The following is a 19,199-nucleotide window of genomic DNA, read 5'->3' as shown; positions in this document are numbered from 1 at the left end:
CAATATATTAATGTTCAGATACTTCTTAAAGCATTGGCTATCAGAGGTGCCACACTGACAGAACTCTGCGCCTTTTCTATTGTATCAGTGGCAATGATATCTTTTACCCCTGCATTGAACAGGCGCAGTACGGCATTCCTTGCAAGTACCGGATGGACGCATGCAAGATAGACATCCTTTGCACCCTGTGACTTGAGAAGCTTTATGGACTCGGCCATGGTACCGCCCGTGGCGATCATATCATCGATGATGATGATGTCCCTGTCCATTACATCGACATTCTTTGCCTTGATAGTGACAGTATCACCGGAATGACGGGTCTTTTCCAGGTAATCGAACTCAAGTCCTACATCCGCAGCCGTGTTCTCGGCAAGACTGATAGCACCCTTATCAGGAGAGACTATCAACGGGTTATCCAGTCCAAGTGACCTTATGTGATAACCTATGAGACGTGATGCATCAAGGTCGAAGGCATCTGCGTTGAAATAGTTCAGCACACTTGCCTCATGGATGTTCACTGTGAATATCCTGTCAGCGTTTATCGTTCTGGCAATTGCCCTTGCAGTGATAGGCTCACCTGTTTTGAACTTCTTGTCCTGCCTTGCATAACCCATGTAGGGTATGACGACATTGATGACAGGTGAATCCTCACAGGCATCTATCAACTGCAATAATGCAATAAGATCAGAGTCCGTTGTGGTACTCTGTATAATGGTAACTTCATCCACGTCCTCATCAAGGATGCGTGAGTACAGTTCCCCGTCCGGGAACCTCGTATAGTCACACACTGTAGGCTCGATGTCGAGCTCTCTTGCGACCCTTGATGAAAGAGCCTGGGATGCTGGTCCTCCTATGATTTTCAAATAATGTACCTCGTTAAAAGTCGATCAATGGATAATTAATGGATAATTTGGATTCTCCCTAATGTACACCTATAATACATTAGTTTTGGTCCATTTTTACTTTCTCAATAACCTTAATATTCTGAATGCCAGTGGCAGGATAATTACCTGTCTCATCCTTCTCTGCAGACTTGACCATATCCCACACGGTGAGCAGCGCAACCGAAACACCTGTCAGGGCTTCCATCTCAACGCCGGTCTTACCAACAGAGCGCACTTCAACTATTGCACGGACCAGGTCGTCCTCTATCTCGAAGTCCACATCCACCGATGTGATAGGGATCTGGTGGCACATGGGAATGAGTTCCGGTACCCTTTTGACTGCAAGTATGGAAGCTACCCGGGCAGTGGAAAGCACGTTACCTTTCTCAACCGTGCCGGTGCGTATCTTCTCTATGGTCGCGGCACTGAGGATGATCTCTCCGGAAGCTACCGCTTTCCTTACGATTATATCCTTACTGCCTATGTCTACCATGACCGCGCGGTCGTTCTCGATATGCGTGAATTTAGCTTCCAATGGATCACCGTTTTTAGATGTTACTTTTTAAGTTTAATCTATTCTGATATTCTGCCTTTGCAGGTAATCCTCAATAGTACTATTTAGTTGTTCTTTCAGTTCGGTGGCCTCTTTGAGACTGAGCTTGATTATCTCCTCATCCTTACCATGACTGATGGCTATACGGACCCACGTCCTTTCGATGTCAACGTTTATCTTTCTGTTTTCCCGCTCCATATCAAAACACCTTCAATATAACATCTGTTATCCGGTCAATTATATCTGTCGCAAGCAGACCTGAACCCTTCTCCTCAAAAGCAAGGTCACCTGCTGCACCGTTTATGAACACAGCACACGAGGCTGCCTCCATGGCATCGTTCACAGCGAACAGGGCACCGGTTATGCCTGCCAGGACATCACCTGTACCGCCTACGGTCATCCCGGCATTACCTGTCCTGTTGAGTCGGGTGGCCTGCCCGTCAGAGATGATATCTACATTACCTTTGAGAACTGTCGTGACACCTTTCTCCCCGGCAAAGTTCCTGACGATATCCTTCCTCTCATCAATGGACGAAGGAAGTTTCTCATCCAGAAGACGGGAGAACTCCCCGGAATGCGGTGTCAGGATGAGTTCACCCTCACTTTTCACGGGCAATTCCAGACCGTAAAGTGCGTCTGCGTCGACTACCGCCCTCTTGCATAGGGGAAGGATCAGTTCCACTGTTTCAAGTGTCTTCTGATCCCTTCCCAGACCCGGACCTATGACAGTGACATCATGCGAATCGATAAGACCTTTCAAACGAGAAATATTCTCAGGGATAAGCATGTTCCCTTCCAATGGAACAACTATAATATCAGGAGAAAATGAGGCTACAGTATCAGCAACATTCTCAGGCACTGCGACTGTGACTATATCGGCACCGCTGCGCAGGGCTGCCATGGCTGCAAGTGCAGGAGCACCATAGTACGCACCTCCGCCGATTACAAGGACACGACCGGAATTACCTTTGTGAGCATCACTTTTCCGGCGTTCCAGAGCCATGAGGTCGCCAGCACCTACATATTCCTCAGCGTCCCGGCAGACACCTATGGGAACTACTTTTACAGCACCTGTGTATCTCTCACAACCGGGAAGTCCCAGACCTGTCTTCATCCTGTGGAAGGTTATTGTCATATCGGCAGCAACACTCTTCACAACCTCCCCGTTATCAATATCGTATCCGGAAGGAGAGTCTATAGAGATTATGTAGGATCTTGAAGAATTTATCTTATCGATAGCAGTGGATTCGGGTTCCCTTGGAGCACCTTTTATGCCTGAACCAAGTACACCATCCACAATGATATCCATATCCTTCCAGCCAGTATAACCGATAAGCTCACTGGAATCGGATATCTCCTTTATTTCTTTGATACCGCTGTACTTCAGCAGTGAGAAATTTCGCTTTGACTCTTCTGTCCTTATCCGCGATGAATGGCCCAGAAGAATTACCCGGACATCATAGGTCCCATATAATGAGAGATGTCGTGCAGCAACGAATGCATCGCCCCCGTTATTTCCCCTTCCTGCAACAAAGAGCACCTTTGCGGAACCCGTCTTTGATATTATTTCCCGGGCTATTGCTGCACCTGCATTTTCCATCAACTGGAGAGGATCCATTCCCAGATATGAGCAATTAGCATCGATAGAACGCATCTTTGAAGAACTGATAGAGGACATAGTTACCTATTTATCCCTTAGTTTGCATTGTATTTATCAGTTAATGTATTATTTCTGTTAATTTTATTGAAAATCATTTTATGCAAATATAACTCTTACACAAAATGGAGGCTTTTCTATTAACAACGTTGCAAAAGAGATCAGCGCAACTGACAGATCTAAGGTCAAACCCACATATCTCATCCTTGGCAGTGGAAGTTTTGGCTTTGCTTTAGCCAAGGAACTTAGAGAGCTTGACAAAGAGCTCATTATTGTAGACAAGGACTCTCAGAAAGTGGAGACACTTCGAGAGGAAGCCTACGAGGCCATAGTCGGTGATGTCAGTGATCCTGCCCTCTTTGATACGATCAACACCAAGGACCTTGCAGGGATACTTATCCTGAGTTCCGATCCAAAGGCGAACAAGATCGCCCTTCAGAACATAAGGAACAAGGTCTCTTCAGACATCTATTGTGTTGTGAGAGCTCCTGATGTCATCAACATGCAGGAGATGGAGACACTTGGAGCAGACCTTGTGATCATGCCACCGAGAATGGTTGCAAAATCACTGTCCAGGTCCCTTGAGCGTGCAGAGGCCATGCACAGAGGTAATAAACTGACCCAGTGGTTCGAGGCCAACAAAGGAAAGAAACTTGCCATCGTGGTCCATGATAACCCGGACCCTGATGCGATATCCAGTGCACTTGCACTTCAGAGGATCGCAACCTCATTCAACGTGCTCTCAGATATAATATATCACGGGGAGATCGGGCACCAGGAGAACAAGGCTTTCGTGAACCTTCTGGGAATCGACCTCTACAGGTCAGAAGATGTCGGATTTACCGGCTATGAGAACATCGCACTTGTGGACTGTTCGATGCCGGGAGCTAACAACTCACTCCCTCCTGAGACCCGCGTGAACATTGTGATCGATCACCATCCACTTCCTGATGCAGAACTGGATTCTGATTACATCGATATACGTCCTAATGTAGGTGCTTCAGCGACCATACTGACAAAGTATCTGCAGGAACTCAATGTGGAGATCGACAGCAAGCTTGCAACTGCACTTCTCTATGGTATCAGGACCGATACACTTGATTTTAAGAGGAATACAGATTCTGCTGACCTTTCAGCAGCTTCATACCTTTATCCTCTTTCAGACCATGACATCCTTGAGCAACTGGAACGTCCATCAATGTCGATCGAGACACTGGATGTACTTGGCGAGGCTATCAACAGCCGACAGGTAATAGGAAGCTACCTGCTCTCAAATGTGGGAAGCATACGTAACAGGGATACATTACCACAGGCAGCGGATTATCTCCTGAACCTTGAAGGGATATCCACTTCCATAGTTTTCGGGGTCACTGATGAGAAGATATACATCTCAGGACGCAGTAACGATATCAGAGTAAACCTCGGCGATGCCATGAAAAGAGCGTTCGGCGAGGATTCTGGCGGAGGACACGCAACAGCTGCAGCGGCACAGATCACCCTGGGTGTCTTCAGTGCTGCAAAGGACCGCCAAACCCTCCTCAGACTCGTTAACGAGGCAGTTGTAAAGAGATTCCTCAGTGCTGTTGGTGTGGAAGAGACTGATGAATAGTCTCTCCTGATTCTTTTTTATTAAATTACAGTTTAATGTATCTGATTTTAAACATACATTATATAATATATAATAAAATATACATATATACTTGAATATTATTTGTTACAATTTTTATTCATTGCGATTTTCACTACCCGGATGAAAGAAACAGCAACTACAGAGACATGATGCTGAATATTAGAACACGTCCGGAGATAACAAATCACCGGGACCCATCACACAATATATTAGTATGTGAGCATTATGCAAGCATAAACAGCCACAAAAGAGCTTGTTCATACATAATATGCACAGATAGGACTTACAATTATATAATTGGCTGATAGGTCATAAACATACATACTATACATTGCATGAAGATAACATAACAATCGTACGTAATAATCCGCATAACTGGCATAAAAGTCCAGGGAGTACATAGAGAGGGATCATTTTTGGAACGGTGCATCCTATTTTAATGGTAGAACAAATAGACACGGATAACGCAGATGTACACAGATAGCTCGTATTTGGACCATCATTAGTGCTAAATGTTCGTTTAACAGATACAAAACTCAGAGGAAGATGATCGTACCTGTTTTTGTGCTGATAACAGGAACCTTAGCCAGACAGACCCATAAACTGTTAACCGGCAGGAAATGGTCAGAACAATGATAGTACAATGACCTACTCGATAATATATATGATATATAGAATACTATATGTTGAATATATAACAAAATATACCAGATAACAAAACCAGCCCATATTTATAAGATACGACCATCAGGAAAAGCAAAATCCTGACCAGATGGCAATAAGATGGATACCAGATACAAAAAGATGCTTATCAAGCAGCTTGAGGAAGAAATAGAGGCTGCAAAGAAGACAGATACAGAAGAGCTCGCTAAGCAGATACGGAATATCGGATTCCAGTGTATCATGTGTGGGAAATGCTGTCGCAGAGGATCAGGCGATAACCGTGTTGCAGTGGTTCCTGAAGAGATCCGCAAGATCTGTGATGGAACCGGTATGAAGTGGGACGAGATAGCAGAGCCTTTGAACATTGAGACTGATTCACCTGAAGAAGAACATCGACTCCAGGCAGAGTCAGGCATGATAGATGAGGAGGGGAATATCCACACATTCGGATGGATGCTTCGCAGAAAAAAGAACAGGGATTGTTCATTCATACCTGACGAAACTGCCGACAACCGTTGTAAGATATATGAACACCGCCCCCTTCTGTGCAGCACATACCCGTTCTACATGGAAGGACTTGAGCTGCAGGTGTCCGAATGTGAAGGACTTGGAAGGGAAATCAGTGAGCAGGACAGTAAAATGCTCGCTGAGATGGTACTTGAAAGATACATCAGGGAATTACAGGACACCATCCTTACATATCAGAACTATACCGGGTTCAGGACCGGGGAGAAAGGAGTGAAGACTGCCATGTCCGGCCTGAAGCAAGGCTACTTAAATTACATTGTCCATTATAGTGAGGGAACTAATAAGATAACACGGAAGATATAAGATAAGGAGAATCCAGGGTTATCCAGAGTTTAATTCGATTTTCATTTTATCGATCGATTTATAATCAATAAACATCATGCAGGAATAAACATGTCCACTAATAATGAACCTATGACGATCTCAGAGAAGATCTTTTCAAAGGCTTCCGGTAAAACCGTTAAAGCCGGAGAATTCGTACTGGCTGATATAGACAGGGCAATGACCCACGACATCACAGGACCTCTTGCTGTAGAAGGATTCTACGAGATCATGAGGGACAAAGAAGAGAAGAAGGTCTGGGACCCAAGCAAGATCGTGATACTCTTCGATCACCAGGTACCTGCAGACTCACTCAATGCTGCACAGAACCACATAATGCTCAGGAAGTTCGCAAAGGAACAGGGCATAATCAACTATGACGTTTATGAAGGTGTCTGCCACCAGGTAATGCCTGAAAAGGGACACGTAAAACCCGGAGACCTTGTAGTAGGTTCCGACTCACACACCTGTGCATACGGTTCACTCGGTGCATTCTCAACAGGTATCGGTTCAACCGACATGGCAGCGGTCTTTGCATCAGGAAAACTCTGGTTCAAGGTACCTGAGACCATCAGGTTCGAAGTTGAAGGAAAACTTCCGGAACACGTCTACTCAAAGGACATCATTCTCCACCTCATAGGGGATGTAGGTGCAGAAGGTGCAAGATACAAGGCAGCAGAATATGCAGGTTCAGCCATCAGGTCACTTCCAATGTCCGAGCGTATGACCATCTCCAACATGGCTATCGAGATGGGCGGTAAAGCAGGTATCATCGAGGCTGATGAGGTCACAGAGGCATACCTCAAGGAACGCATACCAGACTATGAGTTTGACCCATACTGGAAGTCAGACGAAGGTGCAGACTGTGAGCTTCACAAGTATGACATAAGCAACCTTGAACCACAGGTCGCATGCCCACACAACGTGGACAACGTCAAGCCTGTAACAGAGGTAGAAGGAACAAAGGTCGACCAGATCTTCGTAGGTTCCTGTACAAACGGAAGGTTCGAGGATATCGAGGTCGTTGCAAAGATGATGGGTGACGAACCTGTCGCAAAGGATGTCAGACTTCTTATCATCCCTGCATCAAGGACAGAATACATGAAGGTCCTCAGGGCAGGATACATCGAGCAGTTCATGGAAGCAGGCGCAATTGTTGAAGCACCATGCTGTGGTCCATGTATGGGAGGTTCATTCGGACTTCTCGGAGATGGAGAGGTAGGACTTGCAACATCCAACCGTAACTTCAAGGGACGTGAGGGAAGCCCACAGTCCTTCGTATATCTCAGCTCACCTGCAACAGCAGCAGCATCCGCACTTACCGGAGAGATCACAGACCCAAGGAAGATCTGAGAACTCTCAGATACTTTCTTTTTTCAATTGTGAGACCACAACAGTTATATCGATCAAATTGATATGATAGTTTCGGACGTTGGTCTAACCAACACTACCCGTCATATTTTGTGTGGATTACAAACCAACGTCACTAAGACCTTTTTTCATAAGTTATAATCTTCCAGCCAGGGCTGTGGGCAACTTTGCACCATAAAGATGTAATAAGATCACATAATATCAGGAAAGGATAGACCATGACTGAAGCTGACCTCTCGATACTCAACGAACTTTACGACATCATTACGGACAGAAAAGAGAATCCCTCCGAGAACTCTTACGTGAGTTCCCTGCTCACCCACCGCAAGGGCATTGACAAGATACTGGAAAAGGTGGGCGAGGAATCCATCGAGACCATCCTTGCTGTAAAGAGCGAGAACAAGGAAGAGATGATATACGAATCATCCGATCTGCTGTTCCACCTTATGGTAATGTTCGTGGCAAAGGGTATAACCCTTGATGAGATAGCCACTGAACTGAAGAAAAGAAGAAAATAGGCCATAAGGCGCTATTTTTTACACTATTTATAATTAGTACACGATCAATTCGTGGAAAACATCCTTTTTGGACAATATACCTTTTGGCACACCGTCATAGGACACGAGTACAAAGCCTATGTTGTGAGTATCGAAAGCCTTTACGGCATCATAGAGTGATGTTTCCGAATCCACTGCAATGAGATCACGGGTCATTATATCCCTGACCTTTGCAGTCATTTTCCCACTTGCTACTGCATCTCCAATATCTGTAAAGGTGACAATTCCAAGGATGGTGTCATCATCATCTATCACAGGTGCACCATGAATGTTGTTATCCACAAGAAGACGGGCGGTTTCCTGAATAGTTGCATTTCCGCTTATTGAGATCACATCGGTCTTTGCATAGTCCTTCACTGGTTTCTTTGGAAGTGATATCATCTCACTTATAGAGAAAACAAGTGTGTTCTTGGTATCATCCCTGCCCACGATCTCTCCGCGGACCACCAGTTTGTTCACAGGTGTCGGCCCCATCTGTACAAGGTCACCCTGCTCAAAGCCCTTGATGTTCCCGAGTACCCGGATCATGCCATGACAGAGATCAGGATGCCTCACAGTGGTAAAGCTGATCTCAGCCACTGTTGCACCGTCCACAAGCTCATCGTTCTTGTAGATAGGCACTGTGGCCTCATGGTCCATTGCAGTAATGCTTAAAGCCTCATAAGCCTCGCCTGTTGCTTTGTAGCCCCCTTTCGGACCAGGGACACCTTCGACCAGGCCAAGGACTTTCAAAGATTGCATCTGATTCCTGACAGTACCAGGGTTACGGCTAATAAGCTCTGCAATTTCTTCGCCTTTTACAGCACGGTCCTTTTCTCTCTGAAGATTTATCAATGCTATAAGGATATCTTTCTGTATAGGAGTCAGTTCCAAAACATCACCGGTCCATAAACTCAAATATAGATTATAGATACTCAAAGGAGATATATAAATTATAGTATCTCCTCATAAGGATATTACAAAAGATGATATTTGTAATGATATTTATAGGAACAGGGATTTATAGGTAGAAGTGATTTGAAGCGCGACAGGAAGGAATATGATCTTTGAAAAAATAAATACAGTCCCTACTTCAGACGAATTGCTGGACAAGGCATTCAGAAGAGCCAGCAGGGCAATGTCAGGAAAGACCATCACCGGAAGGAAAACAGCCCTTGAGGCAAATGAGTCAATGGTCCTGACGGCTGCCAACATACTTACAGATAATCTAAAGAACATAGTCAGAAGATTCCCTACCTTCGAGAACCTGCCACCTTTCTACTACGAACTGGCAGATGTCATGGTAGGAGTGGATGACATGAGAAAGGCCCTGAGCAGGCTTGACTGGGCCAGTGCAAAGATACATGAGGTCGCAAGGGAACACGTCGGAAAGATGAGAAAGAGCAGGGACCCCCTCCCCATCAGGAAACAGTGTTTTGGAAGACTGTCATCTATCTTGGGTTCGATCAGCAAGGATCTTCTCTTCTTAAATGAGGCACGTAACAAGCTCAGAAAGCTTCCGTCGGTCCATGACGAACCCACCATTGTGGTCGCGGGTTATCCCAATATCGGGAAATCCAGTTTCGTCACTAAAGTAACAGGCGCAACACCTGAGATAGCATCCTATCCTTTCACCACGAAGGGAGTTTCCATCGGCCACTTCTTCGTTGACAATGACAGGTACCAGGTGATGGATACCCCCGGACTTCTTGACAGACCCATGTCAGAACGTAACGAGATTGAGCTTCAGGCAATAACAGCTCTCAAGAACCTTGATGCAGTGGTGCTCTTCATAATCGATGCAAGTGAGACATGCGGATATGAGATAGAGGACCAGAAACGTATGCTTGAGGAAGTACGCAGCGAGTTCAAACTGCCGGTACTTGTGGTGGCTAACAAGGCTGACCTTCCACAGTTCAAAGAGCTGGACTACGTGGATATGAAGATGTCAACTGCCACGGATGAGGGAGTTGAGGAAGTCACTTCAAAACTTATCGAGATGGTCAAAAAGGCCATTGAGGAAAAAGGACCTGCAGAAGAAGAGGATACAGTAATGGATGACTGGTAAGGTCATCACAATACTTTTTTCATAATATCCAGTGCACCTGTCAGATTCTCCATTGATGATGCGTAGGACAGGCGTATATGCCCTTCACCACGTTCACCAAAGGCAGTTCCCGGCACAACGATAACCCCATTTGTGACCAGCTTCGATGCTACTTCACCGGAGGTCATGCCTTCAGGTACCTCGGGGAAAGCGTAGAATGCACCTTTTGGAGAAGCACAGTTAAGACCTATCGAGTTCAGACCTTCCACAAGCATGTCCCTGCGGGCCTTGAACTCATCACGCATGGCAAATACAGAATCCATTGGACCTGCTATAGCTGCTAATGCCGCTTTCTGTGCAATGGAATTGGCACATGCCTGCACATACTGGTGGACCTTGATCATCTGTTCCGTATATTCCTTCCTGGCAGCAACATAGCCGATCCTCCATCCGGTCATGGAGAAGGTCTTGGAGACTGCGTTCACGGTTATGACATTGTCTGAGAACTGAGCAGGACTTACATGTTCACCCTCATAGATGAAATGCTCATATACCTCGTCTGATATGATGGTAATACCATGGTCATCAGCGATCTCAGCAAACGCCTTCATGTCAGCTTTGCTCTGCACAGCACCGGTAGGGTTTGCAGGAGAATTGATGATCATTACCTTTGTCTTCGAAGAGATATTCTCAAGGACACTCTCGGGACTTATCGTCAGGTCATCTGCAAGTGGAAGCGGAGTGACACTGCCACCCATTATGTGAACAAGGGAATTGTATGAGACAAAACCCGGGTCTGCAATGAGTGCCTCATCACCAGGCCCTACAAGGGAGGCAATAGCGATCTCAAGAGCCTCTGATGCCCCGGAGGTCACAATTATCTCATCCGTTGACACCTCGAAATTGTTCTCCGTCTTGAACTTTGAACTCAAAGCCTCTCGAAGTTCAGGAATACCCGGACCAGCTGTATAACCGGTAAAACCCTCATTGATAGCATCAATAGCAGCCTGCTTTATGTGCTGCGGAGTATCATAGTCAGGTTGTCCGATACCAAGATTTATGGAATTCGGACCGGCGCCTTCGAACATCTTCCTTATTCCGGAAATGTCTATATCCAGAACTCTTTGTGCAAACTTCGAGCCAGCCATAGTTATCACTTCATTTTGTATTATTCAATATTTGTGTGCCTTGACTTGAGGTCTTCCTCGGAAGCACCTGTGATGAAGATAAGCTCTGCGATAACAGCATCAAGGAAAACACTTGATGAGGTCTCAAAGGAAGTACCCAGTGGAGTGAGATAGGTGTATTCACCACGCATGTGACGTTCAACATAGCCACCTGCATCGTCCTTGGTCCTTCCGGGAAGAACGATCACAGTATCGGACAGCCCTCCCAGTGTTGAATCAGCATTTGAGGTAATTGTAACGAGTGTGGCACCGATCTCCTTGGCAACACGTCCGAGGTTCGAGATAGAGCGGGTCTGTCCGGAACCTGATATAGCGATTACCACATCATCCTTGCTTACAGCAGGAGTTGTTGTCTCGCCTACGACATGGGAAGAAAGCCCCAGGTGCATGAGCCTCATGGCAAATGCCCTTCCAACAAGGCCTGAGCGACCTGCGCCCATCACGAAGATCCTCTTCGCGGACATTATATCCTCAAGCATATCCCTTACGGAGTCCTTGTCAAGTTTATTAGCTACGTTCTCAAGGTGTTCGGCCATTAGCATAATAGAAGAAGTTAGATATTTGCATTCAGTTAAGTGGATCTCTTTCATCTGATCTCCTCTGGTAGTATCAATCGAAAATAACAGTATCATTATGTTTTTCTTTGGCATCGTCCTTATAATTGATGCCCTTTACATTCCAGCCTTCGATAGTGCTCAATTCCTCATACAGGCGCATGATGTCAGAAGCATCTCCGGTCCAATAGCAGTCTAAGACAGTGTCCTTCTCTTTAAGGTCTTCGGTGATAGACCTGGCAAGACGTAAAAGAGCTTTCTTGCTAGAAAAAGGGATATTGAAAGTGGTCCTGTAGCCATTCTCTGACCTTGCATACGAAACCAGGACATAGCCATCGCTCTCATACTCCATGATATCGTCGAAACCACATACAAGTTCCAGTTCATGGACTGTTGAGGCATCTATATTGGCAATACCCAGAAGTATCTGCCCTACTACAATATCAGGAACCTGCTTCCCAAACCACAGGGAGATCTTACCATAGGTACAGACTACATTCACATCGTCCCTCCCCATCTCAAAGGAGGAGAGAGGGAGATCAGATGTTATGATATTTCCGTTATCTTCTTTTTGACCCATTTGCTTCACGCAAATTACTTGTTCGTTGAAATAAGGGCACTGATCATATTCCGATCCTTCTTGAGGGTCTTAAGCTGATCGGCCGGTCCGATAACAGTGAGTCTTGACTTAAGAGCGTTCTTTTTAAGGATCTTACCCAAAAATGAAGTGTCCACCTCTGATGGATAACTTTCCATCTCGATACCTGAGAAACCATCCGGTTCGATAAGGGTCATTGTCATCTCAATAAGACTTGCCTCCTCTTCCGGACTCAGACCTTTTTCAAGGACCAGTATCTTTCCACCCATGACCTCGTCGATAATGAACCTGACCTTTTCAACAGGGGTCATCTGTGATAGCCTGTGCTCTGATACAAGATCCATCTGGAATCCCTGCATTGCTATCACCCGAACCTCTTTGCAAGTTCTTCATAGAAGGTCTCTATGTTCTTTCCTTCCAGAGCTGATATGGAGACCATCGGATGTTGTGGGAAAGCATCCCTTATGGTTGAAGGGGAAGCCTCTGCGAGATCCACCTTGTTGGCAACGATAAGAAGTGGAAGATTCCTTGCTTCCATATTGCCGATAACGGTCACATTGACCTGGGTAAAAGGATCCTCGGTCGCATCCATCACGAGAATGACACCATCAAGGTTCTCAAGCCATTTCACAGCTTCGATAACACCTTCTGTGGCTTCCTTTGCACGCCTCTTGGACTCAGCTTCATCCATTCCCTGTTCCATGAACTCATGGAAATCGATCTTTGTAGCAAGTCCCGGGGTATCAATGATATCAAGGGTTATGGAACTGCCATTGGTATTGATGGTAACTCCTTCTCTTCGTCTTGCACGCCTTGTTTCGTGGGCAACATGTGAGACAGAGCCCATGGCATCTCCTGTCCAGTCCCTTAATATCCTGTTGGCAAGAGTCGTCTTTCCCGCATTTGGCGGACCGTATATTCCTATTCGCGCATTCTGTTTGTTAAACAGTTTTTTAAAAAAATCTGAAAAATTCCTCTTGAATGATCTGATTACGCCCATTCATTCCCTCCGTGAATAGCATTTATATTTAGTTATTGATAATTTTAGTAGTATAAACACCCATTAGCATATAATTTTTATTATTCATACCTGCAATGGGCGCTTATGATTCACAGTCCCTTTGACATTGCAGAGTTGATAGCTATCTCAGCAATGTTGGCTCCGTAATCAGATGTTCTGTCAATACTATCAACCACTGTTCCAAGGGCAACCACTGATCCATAGGTATCCAGTTTCAGTATGGCACCATTGAGCTTGTCTATAAGGGGCGAGACCTTTGTCACCCGGTCGATCACCTGGTTGGCGAGATCCACATCGAAATTGTAGAGGGAATCTATTGAATCCTCAACGATCTTCCTTGATATGTCCGATGTCTTCTCTATCATCTCCATGATATCATCAGGGATCGGACCTTCCAGAATGTCTGTGACCTTCGCGATCTTGCGTGCATGGTCAGCTATACGCTCGATAGGACTTGCTGCCATCCTCAGGTCATGGTATTCATCTATGGATGTCTCGGCTGCATCAGGCAACCTTGCACCGCGCAATATTGAACGGAACTGCTTGGATATAAGAAGGAAAAGCCGGTCGACATCATCATCCCTCTGGTTTACGTCAAGGGCAAGGTCGGTATCGAGTGTCTTGATAGCCTTTATAGCATCAATGTGCATGGAATTGGAGATAAGATACATCCTTCTTACACTCTTTTTGATGGATATCTCGTCCGGGTTCAAAAGGTCCTGAATGACCACCTTCTTCGCGGTCTCTTCTATGATCTCAGGGCCTATGAGCTTGTAACACATCTCACGGATAATGTTCTTTTGCTCGGCAACTATCCTGTCGGCCTTTACCTCTATGATGTCCGAACCTGCAAGATAAGCAGCGATCATATCCCTTGTGAGAGCATCACCCATCGTTCCGGTAACGTCGATCTGTATCTTTCTCACAGGAGGAGCATCATGTATAGGATCAATTATCAATTTACCATCTGGCTGGGGCTGCAAACTTACCCTGCTGCCGGTCTGTATCCCGACCTTGTCTGCCCAGGGCTTCGGAAGTGATATTATATAGGTAGAACCACCTGTTTGCTGAACTTTTCTGGTTTCTATTGAAATCCCTCATATTATGTTTGAAAATGATATGAATATATAGAACACAAGGTAATATATAGATACTTCCCCTATGATTAAAAATATATATTCGTAGTTATATAGAACACTGCGTATGAAAAGCATTGACATCGAACCCGGCGAGATAAACCTTCTGAGAAAGATACTGCCCGCCATATGCCTGATAATACCATGGGAAGTCTACTTCTATTCTGCATACTATTCAAGTGGATGGGGCATCAAGTTCTCGGTATTCTATGCCAATTTCGATGGGACATACGGAACAATATTCGTGAATATATTTCAGCAGATGGCCTTGCTTTCCAATGGAGGTTTTCTTGCATCCGTCAGGACCCTTGGGTGGATATTCGGTGCATTCCTGTGCATAACACTGGTGATCTATGAACTTGCAAAGGATACCATAGAGATGGACATAGAACTGAGAACAAAGACAACCGCCCATGCACTCATCTCCTGTGGGGTCATTACTGCGATCAGTTCATTTGCAGTATGGAACAGTGCTTTCAAAACACTCCCTATAGCCCCATTCTTCTTTATCGGGTTCGGGTACCTCTTACTACACCTGGAAGAGAAGCAAGTAGCATCTGAGTAAAAGAAGAGCCAAATATGATGCTCATATCTTTTGTGAGAACTGCGAATACTGCTTGTTCCAATAGAATGAACTGGTTAGCACGATCACTCCATATTTCAACAACCTTGCCTGACAAAATATCGGCCACTATCTGAAGCTGAATAACAAAATTTATATATGCATAAATAATCAGATACTGATATAATTAAAGATTCACAGAAATATATAAGTCATGTTCCACGGCAGCGAACATACTTTCAAAAACAGGCACAGCCCCTCTTATTTTTTGATCATTGCCTGTAAAATGAAATAGAATGATCTTCCGCAGTAGTTCAATGATATAATATTATACTGAAAAAATAATATTACATAGTCCTGTTCCATTCTAGGCTATGAGCTCGAATTGCAACCTCAATTTCCCGACTCTACTGGCAAAGAAATACGAATACAAATTAAATATTTTCGGTACTACACTAATACCAACACTCCACCTGCTAAAAAGTTCTGTACTGGTCTCATTCTCAGGGGCGTTAAGGATACACATAGCATTTCTCCTGATGCAGATCAACTCCGCATTCTTGAACTGCCTTGCAGGCGGACTGGTGATCTATGCGGTCTATACACTTGACAGGGCAATGGATGCAGAAGAGGATATCGAGAACCGTCCGGAATTACGGGGAGCATCGAACAAAGCTGCTTTGATCATCTCGCTTATCTGTTTTATAATAGGAGCTGCCATTCTCAGCACTGACGGACTTATACTCATTGCTTTTCTTCCACTTATAACCGGCTATCTCTATACAAAAGGGATAAGGATAGGAAAAATGAACCTGAGGCTCAAGGGTGGACTCGGCATGAAGAACATCGTCGTTGGGATCACATGGGGAGCCTTCATTGCAGTTATCGCAGGGATACATGCCACATCAATACTAGCACCCCTACTCGTTTTCATCTATTTTGGAATGAAATTGTTCATCAATTCCACCATATATGATTTCAAGGATATCAAAGGAGATACCATGGCGGGGATAAAGACACTTCCTGTAGTGCTTGGAGAGATAAAGGCAAAGAGGATGCTGCTAGCTCTGCACATTATAACCCATATGGTACTACTGACGTCAATATTGACAGGAGCAATAGCCTTCGAACCCGTGGTGCTCATCTACAGTTTCATCATCGGAATGTTGTACATCAGGAACTTTGCCGAACAGGTGGAAGTAGAAACAAAGAACAGGCTGACAAAGAGACTTTTCATGATAGATGGAGAATCCACCTCTATTGTGGGACTGAGGACCATTGTGAATGGAATGATCATCTGATCCTTCCATCATACATTTCATATAGAAGTTACAGATCTTGACATTTTCCTGTAATGTTCAAAAAGGTCGTCTCCCCATTTAAGGGCAGATGCATCATAGCCCACCAGGTCATCCCTCGGGTCATACGCTTCAGGAGTAAAGAAAAGGGACAGCGAGAAAAAGACATCTGTTACAACGAATGCGATCTTCACATCTTCGATCACGTATAGTTCAGTATTGGGAGATCTCAGATAGAAATCCAGTTTATCATGGTGCTCATCCCTCACTTTAGAGAACACCTTCTCAGTCAGTATAAGAGATGTAGGGACATTATTCTCAGCCAGCCCCACTACAAAGTCAGGGTATGTGGGAATGAATATCGAAGAAACACCTTTGATATGTGATGAACGTGAAAGGTTCTCGATGAATGTCTTGTGTGATTCATAGATGTTCTCAATGCTGTCAGAGACAACCTTACAGTCTTTCAGAGCACTGAGATCGTCAAGCATGAATTGAGGCAGGTCATCAAGATAATGGTGCTTCCAGAATTCCTCATTTTTCTCTATGGTCTCCAGAATATCCAGAAATGGTCTGAAATGGGTGATGATAGCCCTTCCGATCGGTGTGATCCGGTAGTTCTTATCGGTCCTCTCTATAAGATTATAGGAAAGCATCTCTTTTATTCGGGGAGATATCTCAGGAGATGATACATTAAAATGATCTTTGATATCAGACAGCGTACATGTCCTCTCTTCAAGCAGGAACAATATATCCTTTCTTTTTTCGGAGTAGGTCAATAAACTCAAAAGCCCTTTTGATCTCACAATATCACATCAATTTTTTGAGTTACGTATCCAACCAACCAATTATATAAAATTCAATTACTAACTTATAAGTGTTTTCTAAACAAGTGCAGTAATGCACAAAATACATACATGACCGTCAAACTTTATGATAATGTGGGGGCTGTTAATATACACTGCGGTACATACAAAACAGGAAGTTCATGAAAAAAAGAACGGAAAAAGGGAGATAAGCACTTCAATGTAAGAAGTGCCTCATACCCGTGAACACAAGGGAAACACCCAGGTTATTGGCAGTAGCGATGACCTCATCATCTCTGATAGAGCCTCCCGGTGACAGGATATACCTGAGACCCGCCTCAAATGCATGAACCACACTGTCATCGAATGGGAAGAATGCATCGGATGCCATCACGCATTTTGAGAATATATCACTGACATAGTCCTCAAAGGACACATCAGGAATTTCACGGTCATACATTACCTGAAGGTTCTCGCGTGCCTTTGTTACAGCAAGTTTCCTGATGGAATCCACCCTGTTGGGCTGCCCTGCTCCCATTGAAAGCATCATGTAGCAACCCTCCTCGTATTCAAAGGCAAGGGTCACTGCATTCGACTTCACGCATTTGCATGCATGCATTGCGAACTCGGACACAGAGCGCAGGTCCTCAGGATACTGCATATCCGTCACACATTCCCATTTGTCATAGATACCGATGTTCCTTGACTGTTTCAGGACACCACCTATCACATACTTATAGGTCTCATCAACAGTGAAAGGCTCGTTCAGTTCAGGAAGTTCGAGCAGACGAAGATTCGCGCTCTTGTTCTTAAGGTACTCAAGGGCATCATGTTCGAAACCGGGAGCAATGATTATCTCCACGAACTTTCCGTTCAGGAACTCAGCTGCCTGAAGGTCGAAAACAGTGTTGGTACAGATGATACTTCCATAAGCTGAGATCGGGTCGCCGTCCCATGCTGCCTGAAGTGCCTGTAAAAGCGTGTTACCTGTGGCAAGGCCACATGGGTTGTTGTGCTTCACGATATTCACAGCAGGTTTTGAAGAGGACAGTTCCTTGACGGTCTGGAGTGCATTGTCCGCATCGATATAATTGTTATATGAGAGTTCCTTCCCATGAAGTTGTTTTGCATTTGCAAGGGATGGACCGGTTATGCCATCCTCTTTATAGAATTTAGCTTCCTGATGCCAGTTCTCACCATATCTGAGAGTCACGCCATCCTTGAAGCTCATGCGGAGGACATCCTGTCCGAGAAGTTCTTTACTAAGATAAGTGTCAATTGTTGCATCATAGTCTGCCGTGTGCCTGAAAGCCTTCACTGCAAGCAGCTCCCTTGATGCCTGGGACACAACACCTGTTGAACGGATCTCCTTCAGCACATGCCCATAATCATCAGGGTCACATACCACGCTCACTGAGCGATAGTTCTTTGCTGCTGAGCGAAGCATGGCAGGTCCGCCAATATCGATGTTCTCTATTGCTTCTTCAAGCAGTACGCCTTCTTTTGAAACTGTTATCTCGAATGGATAAAGGTTGACCACTACAAGGTCTATCATCTCTACTTCTGCTTTCAGGGCCTCTCCCATATGATCATGGTCATCCCTTATACAAAGGATCCCACCATGGATCTTAGGATGAAGGGTCTTGACCCTGCCGCCCATCATTTCAGGGAAACCTGTAACTTCCGCTACATCAGTGACACCAATTCCTGAGTCACGAAGCAGACGGGCAGTTCCGCCGGTAGATAAGATCTGTATATCCAGTTTTTCGAGTCCACGAGCAAAATCTACAATTCCGGTCTTGTCAGAAACGCTGAGCAGTGCTCTCTTTACCAAAAAATCACCGTAC

Annotated in this window: 20 protein-coding genes; 7 read left to right on the top strand and 13 right to left on the bottom strand. The window is 45.0% G+C overall.

Annotation, left to right across the window (positions count from 1 at the left end):
- Window positions 1-14 precede the first annotated feature (14 nt).
- The 4 genes from V7O63_RS03355 to V7O63_RS03340 form a co-directional block, all read right to left on the bottom strand.
- Window positions 15-863, bottom strand: coding sequence for a ribose-phosphate diphosphokinase (locus V7O63_RS03355; protein WP_340820111.1), 849 nt, complete (start codon window positions 861-863; stop codon window positions 15-17).
- Between the two features lie 79 nt (window positions 864-942).
- A complete protein-coding gene (gene moaC, locus V7O63_RS03350; RefSeq protein ID WP_340820110.1) occupies window positions 943-1,419 on the bottom strand; it encodes a cyclic pyranopterin monophosphate synthase MoaC in 477 nt (158 codons plus the stop codon).
- Window positions 1,420-1,452: 33 nt separating this feature from the next.
- Window positions 1,453-1,635, bottom strand: a complete 183-nt coding sequence (locus tag V7O63_RS03345) for a hypothetical protein (RefSeq protein ID WP_340820109.1) — start codon at window positions 1,633-1,635, stop codon at window positions 1,453-1,455.
- Window position 1,636: 1 nt separating this feature from the next.
- The gene (locus V7O63_RS03340) at window positions 1,637-3,115 is read right to left on the bottom strand and encodes an NAD(P)H-hydrate dehydratase (RefSeq protein WP_340820108.1); all 1,479 of its coding nucleotides are present in this window, start codon (window positions 3,113-3,115) and stop codon (window positions 1,637-1,639) included.
- A 118-nt stretch (window positions 3,116-3,233) separates the two neighbouring features.
- Here V7O63_RS03340 and V7O63_RS03335 point away from each other — a divergent pair, with 118 nt between their 5' ends.
- The 4 genes from V7O63_RS03335 to hisE all read left to right on the top strand — a co-directional run bounded on the left by V7O63_RS03335 (window position 3,234) and on the right by hisE (window position 8,125).
- Window positions 3,234-4,703, top strand: a complete 1,470-nt coding sequence (locus V7O63_RS03335) for a DHH family phosphoesterase (RefSeq protein ID WP_340820780.1) — start codon at window positions 3,234-3,236, stop codon at window positions 4,701-4,703.
- An 804-nt stretch (window positions 4,704-5,507) separates the two neighbouring features.
- Window positions 5,508-6,218 (top strand): YkgJ family cysteine cluster protein, encoded by a 711-nt coding sequence (locus V7O63_RS03330; RefSeq protein ID WP_340820107.1) that lies wholly within the window; start codon window positions 5,508-5,510, stop codon window positions 6,216-6,218.
- A gap of 90 nt (window positions 6,219-6,308) precedes the next feature.
- Window positions 6,309-7,589, top strand: a complete 1,281-nt coding sequence (locus V7O63_RS03325) for a 3-isopropylmalate dehydratase large subunit (protein WP_340820106.1) — start codon at window positions 6,309-6,311, stop codon at window positions 7,587-7,589.
- A gap of 236 nt (window positions 7,590-7,825) precedes the next feature.
- Window positions 7,826-8,125 (top strand): phosphoribosyl-ATP diphosphatase, encoded by a 300-nt coding sequence (hisE, locus tag V7O63_RS03320; RefSeq protein WP_340820105.1) that lies wholly within the window; start codon window positions 7,826-7,828, stop codon window positions 8,123-8,125.
- A gap of 33 nt (window positions 8,126-8,158) precedes the next feature.
- On the opposite strand, the gene V7O63_RS03315 is transcribed toward hisE, so the two are convergent.
- Window positions 8,159-9,037, bottom strand: a complete 879-nt coding sequence (locus tag V7O63_RS03315) for a CBS domain-containing protein (protein WP_340820104.1) — start codon at window positions 9,035-9,037, stop codon at window positions 8,159-8,161.
- A 166-nt stretch (window positions 9,038-9,203) separates the two neighbouring features.
- On the opposite strand from V7O63_RS03315, the gene V7O63_RS03310 reads away from it, so the two are divergent.
- Window positions 9,204-10,211 (top strand): NOG1 family protein, encoded by a 1,008-nt coding sequence (locus V7O63_RS03310; protein WP_340820103.1) that lies wholly within the window; start codon window positions 9,204-9,206, stop codon window positions 10,209-10,211.
- A 5-nt stretch (window positions 10,212-10,216) separates the two neighbouring features.
- Here the strand turns inward: V7O63_RS03310 and V7O63_RS03305 are convergent, their stop codons facing one another.
- From V7O63_RS03305 to V7O63_RS03280, 6 genes are all read right to left on the bottom strand, one after another.
- A complete protein-coding gene (locus tag V7O63_RS03305; protein ID WP_340820102.1) occupies window positions 10,217-11,338 on the bottom strand; it encodes a pyridoxal phosphate-dependent aminotransferase in 1,122 nt (373 codons plus the stop codon).
- A gap of 20 nt (window positions 11,339-11,358) precedes the next feature.
- Window positions 11,359-11,967 (bottom strand): 6-phospho-3-hexuloisomerase, encoded by a 609-nt coding sequence (gene hxlB / locus V7O63_RS03300; protein ID WP_340820101.1) that lies wholly within the window; start codon window positions 11,965-11,967, stop codon window positions 11,359-11,361.
- A gap of 19 nt (window positions 11,968-11,986) precedes the next feature.
- Complete coding sequence (locus V7O63_RS03295; protein ID WP_340820100.1) at window positions 11,987-12,511, bottom strand: hypothetical protein; 525 nt, start codon at window positions 12,509-12,511, stop codon at window positions 11,987-11,989.
- Between the two features lie 14 nt (window positions 12,512-12,525).
- Window positions 12,526-12,888: a DUF2073 domain-containing protein gene (locus tag V7O63_RS03290; protein ID WP_340820099.1), complete on the bottom strand. Its 363-nt coding sequence runs from the start codon at window positions 12,886-12,888 to the stop codon at window positions 12,526-12,528.
- Between the two features lie 5 nt (window positions 12,889-12,893).
- Window positions 12,894-13,529: an Era-like GTP-binding protein gene (locus V7O63_RS03285; RefSeq protein ID WP_340820098.1), complete on the bottom strand. Its 636-nt coding sequence runs from the start codon at window positions 13,527-13,529 to the stop codon at window positions 12,894-12,896.
- 110 nt (window positions 13,530-13,639) lie between these two features.
- A complete protein-coding gene (locus V7O63_RS03280; RefSeq protein ID WP_340820779.1) occupies window positions 13,640-14,638 on the bottom strand; it encodes a phosphate uptake regulator PhoU in 999 nt (332 codons plus the stop codon).
- Window positions 14,639-14,753: 115 nt separating this feature from the next.
- Between V7O63_RS03280 and V7O63_RS03275 the strand changes: the two genes are divergently transcribed.
- Together V7O63_RS03275 and V7O63_RS03270 are read left to right on the top strand one after the other, a co-directional pair.
- On the top strand, window positions 14,754-15,251 hold the full coding sequence (locus tag V7O63_RS03275) for a hypothetical protein (protein ID WP_340820097.1): 498 nt from the start codon (window positions 14,754-14,756) through the stop codon (window positions 15,249-15,251).
- A 371-nt stretch (window positions 15,252-15,622) separates the two neighbouring features.
- Window positions 15,623-16,549 carry a UbiA family prenyltransferase gene (locus V7O63_RS03270; RefSeq protein WP_340820096.1) on the top strand — a complete coding sequence of 309 codons (927 nt, stop codon included), beginning with the start codon at window positions 15,623-15,625 and terminating at the stop codon, window positions 16,547-16,549.
- A 17-nt stretch (window positions 16,550-16,566) separates the two neighbouring features.
- Here V7O63_RS03270 and V7O63_RS03265 read toward each other — a convergent pair whose 3' ends face one another.
- A complete protein-coding gene (locus tag V7O63_RS03265) occupies window positions 16,567-17,334 on the bottom strand; it encodes a winged helix-turn-helix domain-containing protein (protein WP_340820095.1) in 768 nt (255 codons plus the stop codon).
- 235 nt (window positions 17,335-17,569) lie between these two features.
- A complete protein-coding gene (purH, locus tag V7O63_RS03260; RefSeq protein WP_340820094.1) occupies window positions 17,570-19,186 on the bottom strand; it encodes a bifunctional phosphoribosylaminoimidazolecarboxamide formyltransferase/IMP cyclohydrolase in 1,617 nt (538 codons plus the stop codon).
- Window positions 19,187-19,199 lie beyond the last annotated feature (13 nt).

Origin of the sequence: Methanolobus sp. WCC4 (genome assembly GCF_038022665.1) — an archaeon.
GTDB lineage: Archaea > Halobacteriota > Methanosarcinia > Methanosarcinales > Methanosarcinaceae > Methanolobus.
The sequence above is the reverse complement of the archived record's forward strand: the minus strand, read 5'-3'. Positions and strand labels throughout refer to the sequence as shown.

Coding starts and splice junctions, on each gene's coding strand:
- V7O63_RS03285 (WP_340820098.1), bottom strand. CDS start 13,529: ATGGGCGTAATCAGATCATTCAAGAGGAATTTTTCAGATTTTTTTAAA.
- V7O63_RS03275 (WP_340820097.1), top strand. CDS start 14,754: ATGAAAAGCATTGACATCGAACCCGGCGAGATAAACCTTCTGAGAAAG.
- V7O63_RS03340 (WP_340820108.1), bottom strand. CDS start 3,115: ATGTCCTCTATCAGTTCTTCAAAGATGCGTTCTATCGATGCTAATTGC.
- V7O63_RS03310 (WP_340820103.1), top strand. CDS start 9,204: ATGATCTTTGAAAAAATAAATACAGTCCCTACTTCAGACGAATTGCTG.
- V7O63_RS03345 (WP_340820109.1), bottom strand. CDS start 1,635: ATGGAGCGGGAAAACAGAAAGATAAACGTTGACATCGAAAGGACGTGG.
- V7O63_RS03325 (WP_340820106.1), top strand. CDS start 6,309: ATGTCCACTAATAATGAACCTATGACGATCTCAGAGAAGATCTTTTCA.
- V7O63_RS03270 (WP_340820096.1), top strand. CDS start 15,623: ATGAGCTCGAATTGCAACCTCAATTTCCCGACTCTACTGGCAAAGAAA.
- V7O63_RS03330 (WP_340820107.1), top strand. CDS start 5,508: ATGGATACCAGATACAAAAAGATGCTTATCAAGCAGCTTGAGGAAGAA.
- V7O63_RS03290 (WP_340820099.1), bottom strand. CDS start 12,888: ATGCAGGGATTCCAGATGGATCTTGTATCAGAGCACAGGCTATCACAG.
- hisE (WP_340820105.1), top strand. CDS start 7,826: ATGACTGAAGCTGACCTCTCGATACTCAACGAACTTTACGACATCATT.
- V7O63_RS03295 (WP_340820100.1), bottom strand. CDS start 12,511: ATGGGTCAAAAAGAAGATAACGGAAATATCATAACATCTGATCTCCCT.
- hxlB (WP_340820101.1), bottom strand. CDS start 11,967: ATGAAAGAGATCCACTTAACTGAATGCAAATATCTAACTTCTTCTATT.
- V7O63_RS03305 (WP_340820102.1), bottom strand. CDS start 11,338: ATGGCTGGCTCGAAGTTTGCACAAAGAGTTCTGGATATAGACATTTCC.